This window comes from Deltaproteobacteria bacterium, assembly GCA_019308925.1.
Taxonomy (GTDB): Bacteria; Desulfobacterota; B13-G15; order B13-G15; family RBG-16-54-18; genus JAFDHG01.
Genome location: JAFDHG010000005.1, coordinates 1 through 19,578 on the forward strand (window position 1 = coordinate 1; position 19,578 = coordinate 19,578).

A 19,578-nucleotide genomic window follows, 5' to 3' on the forward strand; every position below is an offset into this window, starting at 1 on the left:
TCGTAATACCCTCTTCATCAGCGGCCCCTCCTTTCAAAAGTTTTTAACAAAATAAAATTGTTACCATTTTAGGGGCCGCTACCCTAAATTTCAACTAACTTTGACACACCCTCTAGTATTTCGAAAGGGCTTAAACACTATAATTCAGTTATGCCTTGCTTTAATCAATCTTCGGATACACCACTCCCCTTTAATTATCAATCATCTTTTACCAAGCCTTTTAAGGGCGGAATAGCAACTGTTAAGCTGCCTTACTAAAAGGCAGACACCTGATCAATAGCCCCCTGAAGTTCCACATCAGGACGCCAATGATGCCCAAAGAGGCGAAGATTTGGGGCATCACTCGGCAAATGCCAGTACAGCCGCCAGTCGCTCCTCCTGTTGTTACGCTAATCGGTGCACACATCTTCCTCCACCTCCTTTCTTATTGAGGCCCTTCAACAGCCTCTTTTTTTACTGTCCTAAGGCCTTGGCATAATGCCAAGCTCGACCAGAGGATTTACTCCAGCAGCCTTGAGTTTTTCAATTTCAGCAGGGCTCTTAACCTCAAACTTTTTTATAGTTGAAACCAAAGCCTCTGGTCTATCCAGGTAGTCCATCATCCACACATCCATCTTTAGCCTCATCCACCACCATCTATAGGTGTCAAATGCCCTTAAGTCCGTCCTCTTTGTTCCGCTTCCTTTGAATGCCTTATCCCAGTCAAATGCCACGACCAATCCCTCCCCCTTTTTCGCTCCTCTCTTCCATCTAATGACAATATTGGCCACATTCTTTGCCTCTTTGGGAAGTCTCTTCTTTTGCTCCTTGGTTAGCCATTTTACAAACAGCCTCTTATGCCCAACATTGGTCTCAAAGATTTGTATCAGGGCATCGTCCTTGCACCAGGGAGGAATTGCAATGACGGTATATTCATGCCTGGGAGCTGAGGAGGGAAGGTTCTTTTTCAGGTATTCGGCTATTAGATAGCCGCTTGTCAGTCCGGGGCAGATATGGTCGTGAAGCTCAGCTACCTTGAGAAAGTCATTCGGCAAACCCATAACCCAGAGATTGGCTATGGTAAATAGGCTGAATTCGTTTCCACCAAATACCCTGGCAATCATCTTCTTCTGCCATGATTCTGGGCTGCTGAGCAGCCTATCGGCATCGATATTCTCTTTGGCAATTTTGGCGAAGATTTCCTTGTCCTTTAGTTTCATGAAATCCCTTAAAGCGGCAACTCTTCCCCTCTTCTCCCTGTCCAGATAAATTTTGAGGACATCGCTTTTGGCTTCAAGGTAGATACAATCTTTGCTTGTTTTGTGGAAAAAGGCGAACCATAACGGGACATTATATGGTTTATGCACATTTACTAGATTTCCTTTGCCCCGAGAAGTGCCAGTAGTCATCATCACTCCATCAAGGGCTTTTTCCGTGGTATATTTACCAATTTTGGCTATATACCCAGCATCTGTGAAGACCAGAACGTTAGGATCACCTTTACTAAAAGGTAATTTTTTCATCGCCACGGCTGAGGCTTTAAACCCCAGTAGATGCAGCACCGATAAATTCTTTTCCCCAACGAAGTCGACAACAGGCTTTAAGTCTGGATAATCATTAACTATCGATTTCTGTGCCAGGGCAACCATAGCGAAAACAGTGCTTAACAGCATTACCAAACCCAGCATAATTGCGATTCTTTTTCTTTTCATAGCTACCTCCTTATCAGAATCAGTTAAGACCCTTAAACAAAAAGACCACTTTGGCCCCCTGCTTCTGCAGGTTCTAAGGCCTTCGTGGCCTTTATTTTTATTGAAAAACTGCTCCTAAAATCTAGTTATAGATCCTTCATGGACCCTGGTTTTCATTTTCGCTTATACAACACCACCTCCTTTTTGTCAACCCCCTTCTTAGCATGCCAGGTTTATCAAATGGGCTCCGGACATTGACAAAGGACAGGGGGCGTGATATCTAAAGGTCATGGAGCGGATAGGAATTATAGCCAAAAGAAACAAACCTGAGGCCTTTAAGGTAGTCAAAGACCTGATCGAATGGTCAAAAGACAAGCGGGTAGAGTGCTTCATCGATCCTGAGATGGCGAAATTCATCCGCCACCCCTCGCTGGACAAAGAACAGATGCCCCTATCCGTGGACATGGTGGTGGTCTTGGGAGGGGATGGAACCCTGCTGGCTGCAGCCCGCACGATCCAGAAGAGGCGAGTTCCCATCCTCGGGGTAAACCTCGGGGGATTGGGGTTTTTAACCGCGATCACCTTGGACGAACTCTACCCCATGTTGGACAACATTCTGCGGGGTGATTATAAAAGCGATGAACGTATGCTCCTAAAGGCCCGCATCTGGCGCAAAGAGAAGGTGATTGATGAGTTCACCGTCCTTAACGATGTAGTCATCAATAAGGGGGCCTTGGCCCGAATCATAGAATTGGAGACCAGTGTAGATCACGAATATCTTACCACCTTCCGAGCCGATGGCCTGATCATCTCTACACCCACCGGTTCTACCGGGCATTCGCTGTCAGCCGGCGGCCCCATCGTCTACCCCTCCCTCCAATGCATCATCATCACCCCTATTTGCCCTCACACCCTGACCAACAGGCCCATCATCGTCCCGGAGGAGGCCACCATCAGGGTAACCCTCTGCTCCAAGGGAGAGGAGGTCTTCCTCACCCTGGATGGTCAGGTGGGGTTCAAGATGGAGGTAAATGACAGGGTGGAGGTAAAGAAGGAGGAGGAGTTCATCACCCTCATCAAGTCCCCTTCCAAGGGCTATTTCGAAGTCCTGCGGACCAAGTTGATGTGGGGAGGGGATATCGTATCCAATCGTTAAGGGAGGCGGTGAGATGTTGGTGGAGCTGCACATCGAAAATCTCGCCATCATCGATCAGCTGCGCATCGACTTCAAGGAAGGCCTGAACATCCTCACCGGGGAGACCGGAGCGGGCAAGTCCATCATCCTCAATGCCCTCAACCTCATCTTGGGGGATAGGGTCAAGGATGACGTCATCAGATCTCACGAACAAGAAGGCCTGGTGGAGGCCCTCTTTGACATCTCCGTCAACCCTAAGATCCGTCAATGGCTGCGGGAGAAAGGTATAGAGGCGGAGGACAACCTCGTGATAAAGAGGATGCTGTTCAAGAAGGACAAAAGCAAAATTTATATCAACGGCCAACTCGCCACCCTGCAGATGGCCTCTCTTATCGGTGAGGAGCTCCTGAACATCTACGGCCAGCATCAACACCAGGTCCTGAGAAGGGTGGAAAACCACCTGGATATCTTGGATGAGTTCGGGGGGCTCCTTGTGCTGCGGTCCGAATTCCAGAGGGCGTACAGGGAGATCAAAGGGCTGGATAAACGCCTTCGGGAGCTGAGGGCACAGCAAGAAAGGGGGGAAAGGGAGAGGGAATTGTGGGCCTTTCAAGCCAAGGAGATCGAGGGCGCCACCTTAAGGCCAGGGGAAGAGGAGGAATTGAAAAGGGAGCGGCACCTCCTGAAAAACGCCCAAAGGTTGATTCAGCTGGCAGAGGCGTGTGAGCGAATATTGTACTCCGATGAGGAGTCTGTTGTAGAAAGATTGGGCAAGGTCGAAAAAGATCTGGAGACCCTCACTGAGCTAGACCCCTCCCTCTCTCCCCTCAAAGGGATCATCTCCTCTGCCCTGCTACAACTGGAGGAGGCGTCAGGGGAGCTCAAAGGGTATATTAGTAAGATCGATCTGGACCCGAACCGCCTGGAGGAGACAGAATTGAGGTTCGAGCAGATTCAAAGCCTGAAGAGGAAGTATAAAGCCTCCTCGGTGGAGGAAATCCTCTCCTATAAGGATCAGATCGAACGAGGATTGCAGGGAACCGCCGATCTGGAAGCGGAGATAGCGCAACTGGAGAGAAAGAAGAAGGAAGGCGAGGGGGAGGCCCGGGAATTGGCCCAAAAGCTGTCTGTGGGGCGCAAGGAAGCGGCGCGCCAGTTAAAGAAGGAGATTGAGGCTGAGCTGGCCACCTTGGAGATGAAGAGGACGACCTTTGAGGTGGAGATGAAGGAGGTGTCCTCGGTGGGAGATTCTTTAGTGATGGAAGGGGCGGTCATCGGACCTAGGGGAGGGGAGGAAATAGAGTTTCTCATCTCCCCCAATATAGGGGAGGAACCCCGGCCCTTGTCTAAGATCGCCTCAGGTGGAGAACTGTCTCGTATCATGTTGGCCATAAAGAAGATATTGACCAAGGAGGGAGAGGACCAGACCTTGGTCTTCGATGAGGTGGATGCAGGGATAGGGGGGGAGACTGCGGAGGTGGTGGGTAGCAAGTTGCGGGAGCTGGCCCGCTATCATCAGATCCTCTGTGTGACCCATCTGCCCCAGATCGCCTCCTTCGGCCAGGTCCATTACCGGGTGATCAAAAGGGAGATAGAGGGGAGGACAATTACCTCTGTGGAGAGGCTCCAGGGTGAGATGGTGGTGGAGGAGGTCGCCAGGATGTTAGGCGGGAAGGGAATCACCTCTACTACACGGTCCCATGCACATGAGATGTTGCAAAAGGCGAGGAGGGAGGAAAGTTGATCCGCAAGGCCAAGATCTCTGATGCCGAAGAGGTCCAAAGGTTGATAAATCACTTCGCCAAGGAGGGAAAGCTTCTCCCTCGCTCTCTGAGTGAGATCTATGATAACCTGCGCGACTTCTACATCTTTGAGGGGGAAGACCATCACATAGGGGGTGTGTGCGCCTTGCATATCTGCTGGGAGGACCTGGCGGAGATTCGCTCTCTTGCCGTGGCGGAGGAGGCGAGGGAAAGGGGTATAGGGGGAAAATTGGTCAAGGCATGTCTCGAGGAGGCGAGGCAACTTGGTGTCTCACGGGTCTTTCTCCTCACCTATATCCCCCCTTATTTCGAACGGGCCGGCTTCCAGGTGGTGGACAAATCCACCCTGCCTCATAAGATCTGGGCTGATTGTATCAGGTGTGTCAAGTTCCCCAACTGCGACGAGATCGCAATGATCCTCAATCTTTAGGCAGGAAGCCCCAACTCCCATGCCTTCAGCACCCTCCTGATCACCGTCCCTTCCTCTGATCTGGGGATCTCGGGGCGAAACTCTATCTCCTTGGGAACTATACGAGGGGAGAAGTACTTCTTCATGAACTCTATTATCTCCTCCTTTAGTCCTTCGGAGGGAGAAAAACCTGGGTTCAGTGAGATAAAGGCCTTGATCACACTCCCCTTTAAAGGGTCGGGTTTGCCGATGACCCCGGCATCGGCCACCGCCGGGTGCCCCTGCAGGGCTTCCTCCACCTCGGGGGGGCCCACCATCACTCCGGCCACCTTGATCAGGTCATCGTCCCTCCCCTGAAAGTAGAAATAACCGTCCTCATCCACATAGGCAGTATCCCCAGAGATATACCAGAGTTCAAAGGGGAAATATTCCCGATACCTCTTCTCGTCCCGCCAGATCCCCCTCATCATGGCCGGCCACCCCTCCTTTATGGCCAGCTCCCCTAAAGTCAGGGGGGGGGCTTCCTTTCCCTGAGGATTGATCACGCTTGCCGCAATACCGGGCAAGGGCTTCCCGATGGAACCTGGCTTAACCGGCATACTGGGGTAGTTGGCGATCATGATCATTCCCGTCTCGGTCATCCACCAGGTGTCATGAATAGGGATTCCAAAGACCCTCCTGGCCCAATAGACGACATCCGGGGGCAAGGGTTCCCCCACACTGAGGATATGCCGCAGGCTGCGTAGATTACACCTATTTATTATTTCCTTTTCCTTCTTCATCAGCCTCCGGAAGACGGTGGGGGCGGTGTACAAGACCGTTACCCGATGGGACTCAATCGAACGGCACCAAGCTTCTAGCTCAAACCTCCCCCCCCGGACAAAGTTGTCCACACCACAGAGCCAGGGGGCAAAGGCCCCATATACCGTCCCTGTAATCCAACCTGGTTCCGCAGTGGTCCAAAGGACATCGTCATCCCTGAGATCCAGCACCCATCGGGCCGTGATCAGGTACCCGACCATGTCTTTATGGACGTGGAGGACCCCCTTGGGATTCCCGGTGGAGCCGGAGGTGTAGATCAGGTAGAGGGGGTCTTCCAGGTCCACCCATTCTATATCGAAGTCATAGGGGGCGCAGGACATCTCCTCCTCCCAACTCACCTCACCAGGCCTAAGCACGATGTTCCCTGCCCCCACCAGGATGATGTGTTGAAGGTCTGGTAGTTCGCTGAAGGGTACCCGGGCAGCCATTTTGGGGGTGGTCACCAGTACCTTGGCCCCGCTGTCCCTCAATCTCTCCCTGACTGCCACCTCCATTAAGGCCTCAAATAGGGGTCCGAAGATGGCACCGACCTTGGCACAACCGACCATGGCGATGTAATACTCGGGACAGCGAGGGAGAAATATGAAGACCCTGTCCCCCTTCTCCACCCCCAGCTTATTGAGGACGTTGGCGAATTTATTGGAGAGGTCCCTCATCTGATGGTATGTTATCCTCTCCCTCCTGTTCTTATCCTCATAGATCAGACAGAACCTGTGACTGCGGGCTGGATCATCCGCATGTCGATCGATGGCCTCATAGGCGATATTTACCTTTTTAGTACGGTGCCAACTGAACTCCTGCTCCACCTCCTTCCAGTCGAAGGATTGATATACCTCGCTGTAATCCTGTAGATTGGCCTCCGGGTTAGCAGGGGGGAGAATGTTTTCCATCATCAACCTCCTAGAAATTAAATGGGGCCATGCATGGGATCAAAGTATCCCTCTCCCGTCTCCACCTTTTCTCCCTCTTCGACCTCATAGATGGGGTATACCTCGTACTTGGACAAGCCTGAGAGCTCCGCCATCAACTTCGCCACCTCCTCGGCCTCCTCGGCCTCGATGATGGTGAAAGTAAGATCCCCGCTCAGGGTGACATATTGATGTAGTACCCGTACGCCCAGGGGCGGATGGCTGAATACCCTCCCCGCCTTCTCCTTGATCTCCTTCCAACTCCGCATCTCATGTTCCCCAAGGATCAATAAAAGCATCTCTCCACCCTCCTGGCCTAAAGATTCCAATAACGACTTTGAACCCCCTTGACCCGCTGAATGGCCTCGGCTATCTCCTCGTATTGGGCCTCTTCCACCTGCTGCATCTCCCCCTTATTGATCATTGAACTGTCGGTCAGTTCCCAAAGGACCATCTCCACCGAGTCCCGCAGGGCCTGGGGGTTGTATCCCCCCTCCAAAATGATGACCAGCCTCCCCTCACAAAGGTCAGCGGCCATCTCCATCAGAAGGGCGGTCATCCTGGCAAAACCTTCTGTGGTGACATTCATCGATCTAATAGGATCGCTATAATGAATGTCGAACCCAGCGGCCACTAATAGTAACTCCGGTCTATACTGTCGGGCAATGGGCGAAAGGAGGTGGCGGAAGACATTGCCGTAACACGCGTCAGAACAACCGGCCTCCAGGGGGATATTTACAGTGTAACCCTCACCTTCCCCCTCTCCCACCTCTTGTACCCCTCCACCCCAGGGATAAAACGGGTGGCGGTGAACGGAAAAATAGAGGACATGGGGATCCTCATAGAAGATGTGCTGGATGCCATTGCCGTGGTGGAGGTCCCAGTCGACGATCAACACCTTCTCCAATCCGTGAGCCTTCAAGGCATACTTCGCTGCGATGGCCTCGTTGTTAAATATACAGAACCCCATGGCCCGATCCCTCTCAGCGTGATGGCCTGGGGGCCTGATAAGGGCAAAGGCATTGCGTACTTCTCCCGTCAAAACACCTCTGACAGCCTCCATCACCCCCCCTGCTGCTAACCAGGCAGCCTTGTATGTCTTGGGTGAGGTTACCGTGTCAGGGTCAAACCTGACCTGGGCCTTCTCCGCACTGTCCAATATACGGTCCACATAACGGGAGTCGTGGACCCAGAGGAGTTCCTCCAATGTCGCATATCGGGGCTCAATATTCACCAGTGTATCACCAAAGTCCTTATTATCTAACATATTATAAATAGACTGAAGCCGCTGCGGACTCTCTGGGTGCAAGATCCCCGTTCTGTGCTCCAGATAAAGACGATGCCTCACGATCCCTGTCTTTTCCACGATTGAGATAAATCACCACAAAAAATATGACATTTCTTGTTTATATTTTAATCTTTCTGCGATGCTTTGTCAACTGAAAGAAAGACCCTGTACCTGGGACACGGCAAGAACTCACTTTGGGATTGGGATGAGGGGATGACACCTTAATGAGAAGCTAGAGTCCTTAAGTATCTTCGGGTTTCCCTGTTTTTCTCTTAGAGACCGCCTTTGGAGAAACAGGATCAGTTATGCCCTGTTTGGCTAGAGGAGGTGGCAAAGGTTTCTTTGCCACGTGTCAAGAAAGATTCTATGATTTAAAAGGAGGAAGAAGGAGGGGGTTGAAACCCCCTCCACGGTTATTGCATTCTTACTTCCTTCCTGCGACGAGGTTATCGACCACTGAGGGGTCAGCCAGGGTAGAGGTATCGCCCAGCTCATCAATGGCGCCCTCGGCAATCTTGCGCAGGATTCGCCTCATGATCTTTCCGCTCCGTGTCTTGGGCAGACCGTCGGCAAACTGAAGCTTGTCGGGTGTGGCTATCGGTCCAATGATCGTCCTCACATGGGTACGGAGTTCCTTGAGGAGGTCATCGCTCTTCTGAACACCGGTTTTCAACGTCACAAAGGCGTAGATACCCTGCCCCTTAATCTCATGCGGATAGCCGATGACTGCCGCTTCAGCAACTTTATCATGGGCAACCAGGGCACTCTCGACCTCAGCAGTGCCGATTCTATGCCCTGAGACATTGATGACGTCGTCGATCCGGCCCAGGAGCCAGTGGTAGCCGTCGACATCGCGCCTGCAACCATCACCGGAGAAGTAGTAGCCCTTGAACATGCTGAAGTAGGTCTCTCTGAAGCGCTGCTTGTCAGGATCATTCCAGAAACCACGCAGCATCCCCGGCCACGGCCTTGCTATGCACAGGGAACCACCCTCATCGGCTTCACACTCGGAGCCATCTTCTCTGAGGATTTTCGTCTCTACACCGAAGAACGGGAAGGTAGCTGATCCGGGCTTCAGCGGTGTTACGGGCAACGGAGTGATAAGGAATCCACCGGTCTCGGTCTGCCACCAGGTATCGATGATCGGGCACTTTTCCTTTCCTACATTTTTGTAGTACCAGATCCATGCCTCGGGGTTGATGGGCTCGCCCACGGAGCCGAGGATCTTGAGAGAGGACATATCTCTCTTTTTCGTCCATTCCTCCCCCTCTCTCATCAGGGCCCGTATGGCGGTAGGTGCGGTGTAGAACTGGGTGACCTTCCACCGCTCAACGATTTCCCAGAACCTGTCGGGTTCGGGGTAGGTCGGAACACTCTCGAATTCCAGGCTGGTCGTACCCAAGGCGAGCGGTCCATAGACGATGTAGCTGTGCCCGGTGACCCATCCGATGTCAGCGGTACAGTACCATACGTCTTCTTCCTTGATGTCGAAACAATACTTAAGGGTTGACACGCAGTAAAGAAGATATCCTGCTGTCGTGTGGACGACCCCTTTCGGCTTGCCCGTGCTTCCACTGGTGTACAGAATAAAAAGCACATCCTCAGCATCCATCTGCTCGGGTTCGCAGACAGGAGTGATGTCATCTTTTGCCATTTCCTCGTGCCACCACACATCTCTGCCTTCCTTCATGGGCACATCGATCCCCATCCGGTTGACAACTATTGCCGTCTCCACCATGGGGCATTCTTCCATGGCCTTATCGGCGCTGGCCTTGCTGTTGACGGTCTTACCACTTCTCCAGTAGCCGTCACATGTAATGAGGACCCGTGATTCGCAATCCTGCACCCGGTCCCTCAGGGCCTCGGCACTGAACCCTCCAAACACTACGCTGTGGATAGCGCCGATGCGTGCACAGGCCAGCATTGCAATGGGGAGCTCCGGAATCATCGGCAGATAGATGGAGACCCGATCTCCCTTCTTGACCCCATCCTTCTTGAGGACGTTGGCGAATTTGCAGACCTCTTCGTAGAGTTCCTTGTAGGTATAGGTCTTGCTGTCATCCAAGGGTTCACCCTGAAAAATGAGAGCGACTTTGTCACCACGCTTCTCGAGGTGTCGATCGAGACAGTTATAGGCAATGTTGAGTTTCCCTCCCTTGAACCACTGAATGTCCAACGTATCGAAACTCCATTCCCAGACCTTATCCCACTTCTTGTACCAGTCGAGCATTTCCGCCTGCTCCGCCCAGAACCCCTCCGGATCGTCAAGGGACCGTTGGTACATCTTTTTGTACTCATCCATGCTCTTGATATACGCCCGGTCAACAATCCCTTTAGGCGGAGGAAATACACGTGTTTCCTCCAACATCGTTTTCATTCCTTTGCTCTTTTCTTCCGCCATTACCAAAACCTCCTTTACTGTTCTAACATATTGTTTTTGTGAAAGATATTGCTTTTGCTCTTGCTTGTCAATGCTTGACCTCGTTGAGACATAACCTCTATGGCCCCCTACTTTTTAGTTTTAGCCGCAGACATTCTGGCTCCCAATATCAAGGCAAGGGCAGCCCCAACAAGGAGCATTATACCGGCTGTTATGAAAGAGGAGTTAAAACTGCCGGTACTGGCCTTTAGCATCTGGGATAAACGACCCATAACAAACCCACCAACACCCCAGGCGGTAAAAACTATTCCATAGTTGATGCCAAAGTTTTTTAGTCCCCAGAGATCCTTTGTGGCTGAGGGGAAGAGGGACAGATTTGTTCCATAATTGAAACCGATAAAGGTAGTCAGCAAAATGAGCATGACGACAGCTGATTTCTCAACACCCATGCCCATAATAGGTATGGCAGCAAACATCAATACGGCTTGAAAAGTGAGCATAATGAAAAGGGTAAGAGTACGACCGATTTTATCCGAGAGAATTCCAGCTATAACACGCCCACCGGCGTTTCCAATTGCCAAAATGGCAACAACCAGAAACGCCAACTCCCCCATGCTCTTTTTCGCCATCCCGGCAACACTTGCAATTACCATCAGCCCGGCACCTGCCCCAATAAAATAGGCAAACCACAACATATAAAATGTAGGGGTCGTCATCATCTGTAAAGGGGTGTACTCGTTCTGAACCGAAACCTTTTTTGCTACTTTGCCGCTACTTGGGTTTGCGCCTTTCGGCACATAGCCTGGAGGGGGATTGATGAGAATCATTGAGAGTCCACCCACGACAATAAGGAAGGCAATTCCAAAAAACATCATCGTATTTTGTAGCCCCCAAACTCCAAGGAGGTAATTTGACAGGGGTGCAATGTAGACGGATGCAAGACCAAAACCAGCAACGACCAATCCGGCAATCAGGCCTGTTTTCTCTGGGGGAAACCACTTAAGGGCAGGTGGGGTAGCGGAGGCGTAAGCGAAAGCTATACCGGTGCCCACTAGAAGACCAAACCCAAGGATCCAGATGATATAGCTTGTAGACTGAGATATCAAGATAAAGCCCAGGCCGACCATAATGCCACCCATCAATGCTGTTGTCCTGGGGCCAATTTTATCCTGGATCTTTCCACCAAGAATCATCAGAAAGGCGAATACAAGGCAGCATACAGCGTAGGGGTCATTAAGGGATGCAATATCCCACTGGAAGCCCCCTTCTGCACCTGAATCGATGGACTCTTTGATTGCACCTTTAAAAATACTCCAGGTATAGAGGATCCCCAAGGCAAGGTTAATTCCTGTACCGGCAAAGGTGACAGACCAACCACGATTTTTTACTTGTTCAGCCATTTTCCTCCTCCTCTCTATCTTATGAAAACTACAACTACTAGATATCGTGTTTGCTTGTCGGTAGTTTGTTACTAATTTCACAATCTATAACATACCCATATATTGTTGTCAAGTACTTACAGGACCTTCCCCATTTTTCCCAAAAAGGGGAGTTTGGGAGGGGCTACACTGTTTGGATGAAATAATGCCTATTTTAGAGTTCATAAAAATGCACCCTCCATCCTCATCACCGACAAGGGGGCATTCGGCTAAAAATCTCCAAACCCAGGATCCGTTGACACAGCAAGGGGTTAATGATACTTTTGAGGACGTTATGCGAGATCTCAGCTTGGACTTTCAGCTGGACCATCTGGCGAACGGTTTGAAGATCTTGACCCTGGAGGATCCATCTCATCCGATCGTATCCTACCAAATACACTTTGCCACAGGTTCCAGGAACGAGAAGACCGGGATCACCGGCATCTCCCATCTCTTTGAACACATGATGTTCAGAGGCTCCAAGGAGTTAGGTCCCGAAGAGTTCGCGCGCATCATTCAGGCCAATGGTGGGACCCTCAATGCCTTCACCACTGTGGATAACACCACCTATTTCGAAAACCTCCCCGCCGATAAATTGGAGCTGGCCATCAAGTTGGAGGCCGAGAGGCTTGAAAACCTCCGCCTAACCCAAGAAAACCTGGATGCTGAGAGGGAGGTAGTCAGAAGTGAGCGAAAGTTGCGGAGCGTCAACTCCCCCTTTGGTCTCCTAATAGAGCAACTCTTCGCCATCGCCTTTGACCTACACCCCTATCAATGGCCGGTGATCGGCTGGGATCACGACCTTAGGCGATTGACCTTGGATGACTGCCTGCAATATTACCGAAGGGGGTATGCCCCCAATAACGCAGTGGTGGTCATCATCGGTGATTTTCTAAGAGAAGAGGCCTTGACCTTGGTCGATAAGTACTACGGCCATCTCAAACCCCAAGCCCCTTTGGAGCAAGTCCCAGCTCAGGAGAGGCCCCAGAGGGGGGAGAGGCGCTCCATATACAAAAAGGTATCTCAGCTGGAGGCCTTTTTCGCCGGGTTTCACGTCCCTGGGATCAAAGACCCCGACATCTTCCCCTTGCTCGCCCTCAGTAATATCCTCTCCTATGGGAGATCTTCCCGTTTTTATCTGCGCTTTGTCAAGACCGGCAAGGCCGTGGAGGCCAAGGTGGAGGCAGAGCCCCCACCCTTTTGGCCCATGGATCCGGGACTGCTGCAGGTATATGCCATAGCGGCGCCTGGAGTGGAGATAGAGGCCTTGGAGAAAGAGATATGGGGGGCCATCGAAGAGATAAAAAATGGGGAATTTGAGGAAGAGGAGCTCGCCAAGGCCAAAAGGGGGCTGGAGGCCTCTTTCATCATGGGGCTGCAGTCCATCTTTTTCAGGGGTTTGGCAGGGGGGCTCTATGAGATAAAGGCAGGGGGCTGGGGGATGGTCAACAACTTGCTAAAAGAGTATAAAGGAGTAACTAAGGAAGATGTCCAGAGGGTGGCCCAGAGATATCTGAAGGAGGATAACAGGACGGTTGTCACATTGGAACCCATTACCCCGGAGGAGAACGAACTCTTAGGGGCGGTGGAATAGAGGATGTTGCTCTTCTCCAATTTAGTTGGTGGTATTGAAAGGATTCAAGGGATCAAGGATTCAAGGGGTCAAGGATTCCAGTGGTCAAGTGAAATATACTCGAATCGCTCGGCTGTCTTCGACCCTGAGACTTCGGCGTGAGCTCAGTCGAACGCTCAGACCGAAGGGAGTTCGCCGCAAGCCCTTGAATCCTGGAATCCTAGAACCCTTCATTTTGAATAGGAACGAAAAGTGTTTCCTTTGCAAGAATCGAACATAAAAAAGTTGCGTCTCCCCAATGGCCTAACGGTGATGAGCTTGGAATATCGCAGGTTACCTTTGGTCCATATCACATTGATGATAAAGAGGGGGGCTGAGAGGGATCCCGAGGGAAAAGAGGGTCTGGCTGACCTTACCGCCGAGATGTTGACCCTCGGCACAAAGGGGAGGGACAGCCAGGGGCTGGCCCTGGAGATGGAAAGGTTGGGGGCGAGGTATTCCGCCAGTTCTGGTTGGGACGCCTCTTTTTTGGAGACCTTGGGGCTATCAGGGGATTTTACTACTTTGATGGACTTGTTGGGCGATATGCTCCTGAGGCCCGCCTTTTCGCAGCAGGAGATGGGGCAATCCCAGCAGAGGAGGATCTCCCGCTTGATCCAACAGCGGGACCAGACAGAGGTCATCGCCGACGAAATGATCATCCAGCACCTCCTAGTAGGGACCCCTTATGCACATCCCACCTACGGTACCATCCCCTCCCTCCAGGGTTTGGAGGAAGGAGACCCCAGGTCTTTTTATCTCCGTCGTTATTCCCCTGGAGATACTGTACTGCTGGTGGTCGGCGATATCAGCCCAGAGGAGATATCAAAGGAGGCCGAGGGCCTCTTTGGGGGGTGGAAGGCCGAGGGGGGGGTTGACGATCAGATACCAACACCTGCAAGACCCCAGGGGAGGAGGATAATCGTGGTGGACCGTCCTGACCTTACCCAGAGTCAGATAAGGCTGGGCCTGCTGGGGATCAATAGAAAAGATGAAGATTATATCCCTTTCAAGGTGATGAACTATATCTTCGGTGGGGGGGGATTCTCCTCCCGGCTAATGCAGCGGATAAGGGCCGAGAAGGGATACACCTATGGTGTCACAAGCTCATTTAAGGCCGGCCGCATAGATGGGCCCTTTATCATCTCCACCTTTACCCCGACAGCCAATACCCTGTCAGTAATAGAGGAGATCCTAAAGATGATGGGGGAGTTTATCAAGGAGGGGACAAGGGCCCAGGAGCTTGAGGAAGCGAAGAACTATTTCATGGGGAGCTTCCCCTTGAAGTTGGAGACCCCTGGGCAGATGGCCAAGGAGATCCTGGAACTGGAGCTTTACGATATCCCCTTCGATTATCTCTCCTGTTACCAGGAGGCCATCAAGCAGGTCACCCTAGAGGAGGTCAACAAGCTGGCCTGCACCTATCTCCATCCAGAAGACCTCATCATTGTAGTAGTGGGCAGGGCCGAGGACTTCCTGGAGCCACTGCGAAATTTTGGCGAGGTAGAGCTCATCGAATACTCTGAGGTGACAGGGGTTGGCCTTTCTCCAATACCTTCAAACAGACATCTACCACTTGCGGGTCGTATAGCCTTCCCCTCCCCTGGCTGAGTTCCTCCATGGTCTCTTCCAGGCTAAAGGCAGGACGGTAGGGACGATGGTGGGTCATCGCATCCACTACATCGGCCACTGCCATGATACGGGCCTCAAGGGTGATCTCCTCCCCTTTCAAACCCTGCGGATAGCCCGAGCCATCCATCCGCTCATGGTGTTGGAGGGTGATCTGGGACACTGGCCAGGGGAAATCGATCTCCTTGAGGATATCGTAACCCTCTTGAGGGTGCATCCGTATCATGGTCATCTCCAGTTCAGTGAGCCTCCCGGGCTTGACCAAGATCTCCACTGGTACGGCCATTTTGCCGATATCATGGAGGATGCCAGATATATAGATCCCCGTGACCTCCTCTTCGGGAAACCCCATCATGCGGGCCATGGCCGTCGCGAGTCTTGCCACCCCGGCCGAATGACCGCTGGTATAGGGATCCCTATTCTCAATGACCTTTGATAAGGCCTCAGCAGTGCCGAAGAAGCTCCTATTCAATGCCTCTTCATACTCCAATAAGGCCTTTTGAGTCTCTTTCTCCTGGGTCATATCTTGATAGATGCCGAAGGCCCCCTGAATAACATTATCCTTATTGCGGGAGGGGGTGCCGCTCACCAGCAAATAGTGTTTCTGGCCTGTCAAGTCCGTCAGCACGGTCTCATAGACGGTCCCCTTCCCCTTCCACCTCTGTTTAAGGTGTCGGGCCAAGATCTTTTGGTTCTCTTCATCATAAAATGCACTGATGGGTTTTCCCTCAGGATGTGGATCCGCGAGGATCTCCTTCATCCTATCGTTGACAAAGCGGATAACCCCATTCCGGTCCACATAGGTAAAGCCATCGCTGGCCCCCTGCAAGATGATGCGCAGACGCTCCTCTGTCTTCCGAAGGGCCTCCTCAGCCTCTTTCTCTTCGGTGATGTCCCGATAAATGTGGACTATATAATCGAGTTTGCCATCGGAAGCATATGAGGGATAGGCCGTGGCCCTTGCCCAGATGCCCAGAGAGGGAAATTCAAGCTCGCATGGGGTAAGGGCCTTTTTCATCTTAATTCTCCAGAGGTGACAACGTTCTGTTCCGGCATGACTACAAGAGAGGGCTTCCTGACAACTTTTCCCGATGAGGTCTCTCGGTTCGACTCCGATCTTTCTTGCCATGGCCCAATTGACCCTCTTGATCCGCTCCTCGGCATCGGTCAAAAAGATTATCTCCTCAATGGTGTCAAAGGTGGACTCCCACTCCCGCTTGGCCCGTACAATGGCCTCCTCGATCCGCTTGCGCTCGGTGATGTCCCGGATGATACCCTGGTATGTCAGAACGCTTCCATCATTGGCCCGCCGTACACCCACATTGAACAGGCAGTCCATCTCTGTCCCATCCTTCTTACGTAACTTTACCTCGTAGTCCCTAACAAATCCCTTTTGTTCTATCTCCTTCTGAAACCTGCGTCCGTCTTTAGGATCAAAATATATTTGTCGTGCGTTCAATCCTGTCATCTCTTCTCTGGTATAGCCAAACAGATCCAACATAGATTGGTTGGCGTCAATGAACTTGCCCTCTCGGGTGGTAATATAGATCGCGTCCCTGGACTGCTCGAAGAGGGTACGGTATCTCTCCTCACTCTCTTGCAGCGCTTCCTCGGCCCGCTTGCGCTCGGTGATGTCAATGTCTGCGCCTCTGTATCCAAGAAGGTTTCCTTTCTCATCGAGCATGGGAACTCCGCTCGTCGAGAGCCAGACTATTTTGCCGTCCTTGCGCACGTTCCGGTTCATGAATTCACGGAAAGGCTGCTTTTTGGCGAACACCTCAAAGGCCGCCTTCTTCAGTTCTTCCCGATCTTCAGGAGGGAATAGGTCATAAAAATGTTTTTTAAGTATTTCCTTAGGCTTATACCCTAGAATTTTCTCGACAACAGGACTCGCGTAAGTGTATTTTCCTTTAGTGTCGACCTCCCAAATCCACTCCAAAGCATTCTCTACGATATCTTTAAACCTTCTCTCACTCTTCTGCAGTTCGTGTTCAGCTTGTCTGCGCTCGGTAATATCCCTGATGGTGGCTATATAACCCCTTATCGATCCATCAGGTGATTTTATGGCCGATGTGACCGTCTCCACAGGAAAGATTGTGCCATCCTGACGGACAAACTCCCACTCTCCCCTGAAGGAACCAACCCTCTCAATTACTGGATAGGCACTGTCTCCAAAAGCACGGAAGCTTTTATCTGATCGATGGATGATCCTTATTGATTTACCTTCAATTTCTCTTTTCTTATAGCCAAATAGATGGAGGAAGGCCTGATTGCAGGTGAGTACATTCCTTTCCTTATCCATTATCAAGATGGCATCAGTAGAACTCTCCACTAGCGTCCGGTATCTTTCTTCAGACTCCTTAAGCGCCTCCTCGGCCCGCTTGCGGTCGGTGATGTCACGAGCAATGCCCTGAACACCTATCAATTCTCCATTTCTGTCATGAATCCCGGTGGCGGTTAATTCCAATGTAACTCTATGGCCATCTTTATGCACGATTTCAAAGTCAAACGGTTGTCTTAAAGACTTAACTGCGATTCTCTCCTTCATTTGTCCGAACACGAATCGTTGATATTCTGGCGCTATCAACTCACTCATATTCATTTTGAGTAATTTATCAAGAGGATAGCCCGTTATCCATTCAGCAGCTTTATTCCCAAAGATATAGTTCCCTTCCAAGTCCATATGGAAAATAATATCCTGCGTATTGTTAATTAGGTATTGAAGTTTCTCCTCAGATTCCCTAAGTTCCTCTTCTGCCTTCTTGCGCTCGGTGATGTCTCTCGTAATCGCAACAACTCCCACAACCTTTTCTCCTTTTTTAAAAAGAGAACCGTGAATTTCAAGGTTCAGCTTTTCACCATTTTTGGTATAAACTTCCACTTCAAAAGGGGGAACCTGTTGACCTGAAATTGTCTTGGCAAAAACAGAGAGCATCTTTGCAATGCTTGGGGGAGTGAACATCTTTAAAAGTTTAAGTCGTTTTCCAACAATCTCTTCTTCGGTATACCCTCCGACCTCTACTACCCTTTTGTTAATTTTGATGACCTTACCCGTAATATCAAGTAAAGCTATGCCGTCTTTGACACCGTCAAAAATCGCTTTTAACTCTTCTTCGGCATTCAACAATGCATCATCAGCCCGCTTGCCTGCCTGTTCGGCAGACAGGCGTTCGGAGATGTCCCCTATGGTGCCTTGCCTACGTTTGTTTATCTTTTTGGCAGCAACTTTCATTCTTTTTTCCCTAAACCCTAATGAGGGCCTAAATAACCATTACCACTCAATTCAAGGCCTCAGCGTTCATAGCCGGAGTGTAGCGTTGGTAGTTGTCACGGCCCTGTTCCTTGGCACGGTACATGGCGATATCGGCATTCTTCATTAAGATATCACCATCTTCACCATCATTGGGAAAGATGGCAACCCCAATGCTGGTGGTAATACGGAGTCCGTGGCCATTAAACACAAAGGGTTCATGAAAGGCTTCCAGAACCTTGCGAGCAACCTTAGACGAATCTTCCATCCGGGCTATTTCTGGTAACAACAGCAAAAATTCGTCGCCCCCCATGCGGGCAACAGTATCGCTCTTGCGCAGAAGGCTTTTTAGTCGATCGCCAACAGCTTGCAGCAGCTTGTCCCCTACGTTGTGCCCCAGCTTATCATTGATGTCCTTGAATCGATCCAGGTCGAGAAACATCACGACCAGCTTTTGTCGGTTACGCTGTGCTTGAGCGAGCGCCAGCGTGAGACGGTCATTGAACAGTATTCGGTTGGGCAGGCCGGTCAGCGGATCGTGGGTGGCCATAAAGGCGAGTTGTTGCTCCGCCTTTTTGCGCTCGGTGATGTCTTTTGAAATCACAGTTACGGCCGTTGTCCTTCCATCAGGTTCTTTAACAGGGCTTAACGTCCTGAGGAAATATCTACCGTCTCTGAGGCTTCTATGTTCATACTGGAGGGACTTGCCAGTTTCGAATACCTCTTCGACCTTCTTAGCAAACTCCTTCTCTTCTTCCGGCGAATGGAACTCACCGTATTTTCTACCTATGACTTTATCTATCGGCAGGCGAAGTCTTGATAGACATTTTTCGTTCATGAACAGATACCGGCAATTCCTGTCTACTAGATATACGGAATCTTCGGTAAACTCCACCAATGAGCGATACTTCTCCTCCGATTCCCGAAGCGCCTTCTCTGAGCGTTTGATGAAGAGAAAAAGGGGAGCAATCCAAGCCACTCCGGTCACCATGAGTACCGATGTGGCAAGCGCAACCAATTCGGCTGATAAGTCAGGTATGTGGGACAAGTCACCAGAGATCAACCGGAATAATGGGATGCAGCGCCGGACGGCCATAAAGGAAAGGGCGATCGCAATTAATGCCCACGCTCTGCGTCTCCCGGTGATCCAGATCAACCTCAAAGCAAAAAACGCTGCTGCAAATTGAAGCAGAATAGAAATTACTAGAGCAATTAGAACAAATGTTACATCCATGCATTCGTCCTCCTAGCGCTGGCAGCAACTCCCATCCCTTCCCCTTAAAAAACTAAAGAT

The 19,578-nt window shown here is 51.0% G+C and carries 14 protein-coding genes; 5 read left to right on the top strand and 9 right to left on the bottom strand.

Going from position 1 to position 19,578, the window contains the following annotated elements:
• Window positions 1-241 precede the first annotated feature (241 nt).
• Complete coding sequence (locus tag JRI46_01250) at window positions 242-406, bottom strand: hypothetical protein (GenBank protein MBW2038217.1); 165 nt, start codon at window positions 404-406, stop codon at window positions 242-244.
• A 55-nt stretch (window positions 407-461) separates the two neighbouring features.
• Window positions 462-1,691, bottom strand: coding sequence for a hypothetical protein (locus tag JRI46_01255; GenBank protein MBW2038218.1), 1,230 nt, complete (start codon window positions 1,689-1,691; stop codon window positions 462-464).
• Between the two features lie 268 nt (window positions 1,692-1,959).
• On the opposite strand from JRI46_01255, the gene JRI46_01260 reads away from it, so the two are divergent.
• From JRI46_01260 to JRI46_01270, 3 genes are read left to right on the top strand one after another with little or no spacing between them, the layout of a single operon-like run.
• A complete protein-coding gene (locus tag JRI46_01260; GenBank protein MBW2038219.1) occupies window positions 1,960-2,826 on the top strand; it encodes an NAD(+)/NADH kinase in 867 nt (288 codons plus the stop codon).
• Between the two features lie 13 nt (window positions 2,827-2,839).
• A complete protein-coding gene (gene recN / locus JRI46_01265) occupies window positions 2,840-4,549 on the top strand; it encodes a DNA repair protein RecN (protein MBW2038220.1) in 1,710 nt (569 codons plus the stop codon).
• Window positions 4,546-4,998 (top strand): N-acetyltransferase, encoded by a 453-nt coding sequence (locus JRI46_01270; GenBank protein MBW2038221.1) that lies wholly within the window; start codon window positions 4,546-4,548, stop codon window positions 4,996-4,998. Before recN ends, JRI46_01270 begins: the two co-directional genes overlap by 4 nt.
• Here JRI46_01270 and acsA read toward each other — a convergent pair.
• From acsA to JRI46_01295, 5 genes are all read right to left on the bottom strand, one after another.
• The gene (gene acsA / locus JRI46_01275; GenBank protein MBW2038222.1) at window positions 4,995-6,692 is read right to left on the bottom strand and encodes an acetate--CoA ligase; all 1,698 of its coding nucleotides are present in this window, start codon (window positions 6,690-6,692) and stop codon (window positions 4,995-4,997) included. The genes JRI46_01270 and acsA overlap by 4 nt on opposite strands.
• 14 nt (window positions 6,693-6,706) lie before the next feature.
• Window positions 6,707-7,006, bottom strand: a complete 300-nt coding sequence (locus JRI46_01280; protein MBW2038223.1) for a hypothetical protein — start codon at window positions 7,004-7,006, stop codon at window positions 6,707-6,709.
• 17 nt (window positions 7,007-7,023) lie between these two features.
• Window positions 7,024-8,073, bottom strand: coding sequence for a histone deacetylase (locus tag JRI46_01285; GenBank protein MBW2038224.1), 1,050 nt, complete (start codon window positions 8,071-8,073; stop codon window positions 7,024-7,026).
• 346 nt (window positions 8,074-8,419) lie between these two features.
• Window positions 8,420-10,396 (bottom strand): acetate--CoA ligase, encoded by a 1,977-nt coding sequence (gene acs / locus JRI46_01290; GenBank protein ID MBW2038225.1) that lies wholly within the window; start codon window positions 10,394-10,396, stop codon window positions 8,420-8,422.
• A 107-nt stretch (window positions 10,397-10,503) separates the two neighbouring features.
• Entirely contained in the window at window positions 10,504-11,775 is a 1,272-nt protein-coding gene (locus JRI46_01295; protein MBW2038226.1) for an OFA family MFS transporter, read from the bottom strand.
• Window positions 11,776-12,088: 313 nt separating this feature from the next.
• On the opposite strand from JRI46_01295, the gene JRI46_01300 reads away from it, so the two are divergent.
• Together JRI46_01300 and JRI46_01305 are read left to right on the top strand one after the other, a co-directional pair.
• Window positions 12,089-13,387, top strand: a complete 1,299-nt coding sequence (locus JRI46_01300; protein MBW2038227.1) for an insulinase family protein — start codon at window positions 12,089-12,091, stop codon at window positions 13,385-13,387.
• A gap of 231 nt (window positions 13,388-13,618) precedes the next feature.
• Window positions 13,619-15,016: an insulinase family protein gene (locus JRI46_01305; GenBank protein MBW2038228.1), complete on the top strand. Its 1,398-nt coding sequence runs from the start codon at window positions 13,619-13,621 to the stop codon at window positions 15,014-15,016.
• On the opposite strand, the gene JRI46_01310 is transcribed toward JRI46_01305, so the two are convergent.
• Both JRI46_01310 and JRI46_01315 read right to left on the bottom strand, forming a co-directional pair.
• Window positions 14,916-18,266, bottom strand: coding sequence for a PAS domain S-box protein (locus JRI46_01310; protein ID MBW2038229.1), 3,351 nt, complete (start codon window positions 18,264-18,266; stop codon window positions 14,916-14,918). The genes JRI46_01305 and JRI46_01310 overlap by 101 nt on opposite strands.
• 46 nt (window positions 18,267-18,312) lie before the next feature.
• A complete protein-coding gene (locus tag JRI46_01315) occupies window positions 18,313-19,518 on the bottom strand; it encodes a diguanylate cyclase (GenBank protein ID MBW2038230.1) in 1,206 nt (401 codons plus the stop codon).
• Window positions 19,519-19,578: the final 60 nt, after the last annotated feature.

What these genes read in the sequence shown, in the direction of transcription:
- JRI46_01250 (MBW2038217.1), bottom strand. Translation starts at nt 406, where the DNA reads ATGTGTGCACCGATTAGCGTAACAACAGGAGGAGCGACTGGCGGCTGT.
- JRI46_01255 (MBW2038218.1), bottom strand. Translation starts at nt 1,691, where the DNA reads ATGAAAAGAAAAAGAATCGCAATTATGCTGGGTTTGGTAATGCTGTTA.
- JRI46_01260 (MBW2038219.1), top strand. Translation starts at nt 1,960, where the DNA reads ATGGAGCGGATAGGAATTATAGCCAAAAGAAACAAACCTGAGGCCTTT.
- recN (MBW2038220.1), top strand. Translation starts at nt 2,840, where the DNA reads ATGTTGGTGGAGCTGCACATCGAAAATCTCGCCATCATCGATCAGCTG.
- acsA (MBW2038222.1), bottom strand. Translation starts at nt 6,692, where the DNA reads ATGATGGAAAACATTCTCCCCCCTGCTAACCCGGAGGCCAATCTACAG.
- JRI46_01280 (MBW2038223.1), bottom strand. Translation starts at nt 7,006, where the DNA reads ATGCTTTTATTGATCCTTGGGGAACATGAGATGCGGAGTTGGAAGGAG.
- acs (MBW2038225.1), bottom strand. Translation starts at nt 10,396, where the DNA reads ATGGCGGAAGAAAAGAGCAAAGGAATGAAAACGATGTTGGAGGAAACA.
- JRI46_01295 (MBW2038226.1), bottom strand. Translation starts at nt 11,775, where the DNA reads ATGGCTGAACAAGTAAAAAATCGTGGTTGGTCTGTCACCTTTGCCGGT.
- JRI46_01300 (MBW2038227.1), top strand. Translation starts at nt 12,089, where the DNA reads ATGCGAGATCTCAGCTTGGACTTTCAGCTGGACCATCTGGCGAACGGT.
- JRI46_01310 (MBW2038229.1), bottom strand. Translation starts at nt 18,266, where the DNA reads ATGAAAGTTGCTGCCAAAAAGATAAACAAACGTAGGCAAGGCACCATA.
- JRI46_01315 (MBW2038230.1), bottom strand. Translation starts at nt 19,518, where the DNA reads ATGGATGTAACATTTGTTCTAATTGCTCTAGTAATTTCTATTCTGCTT.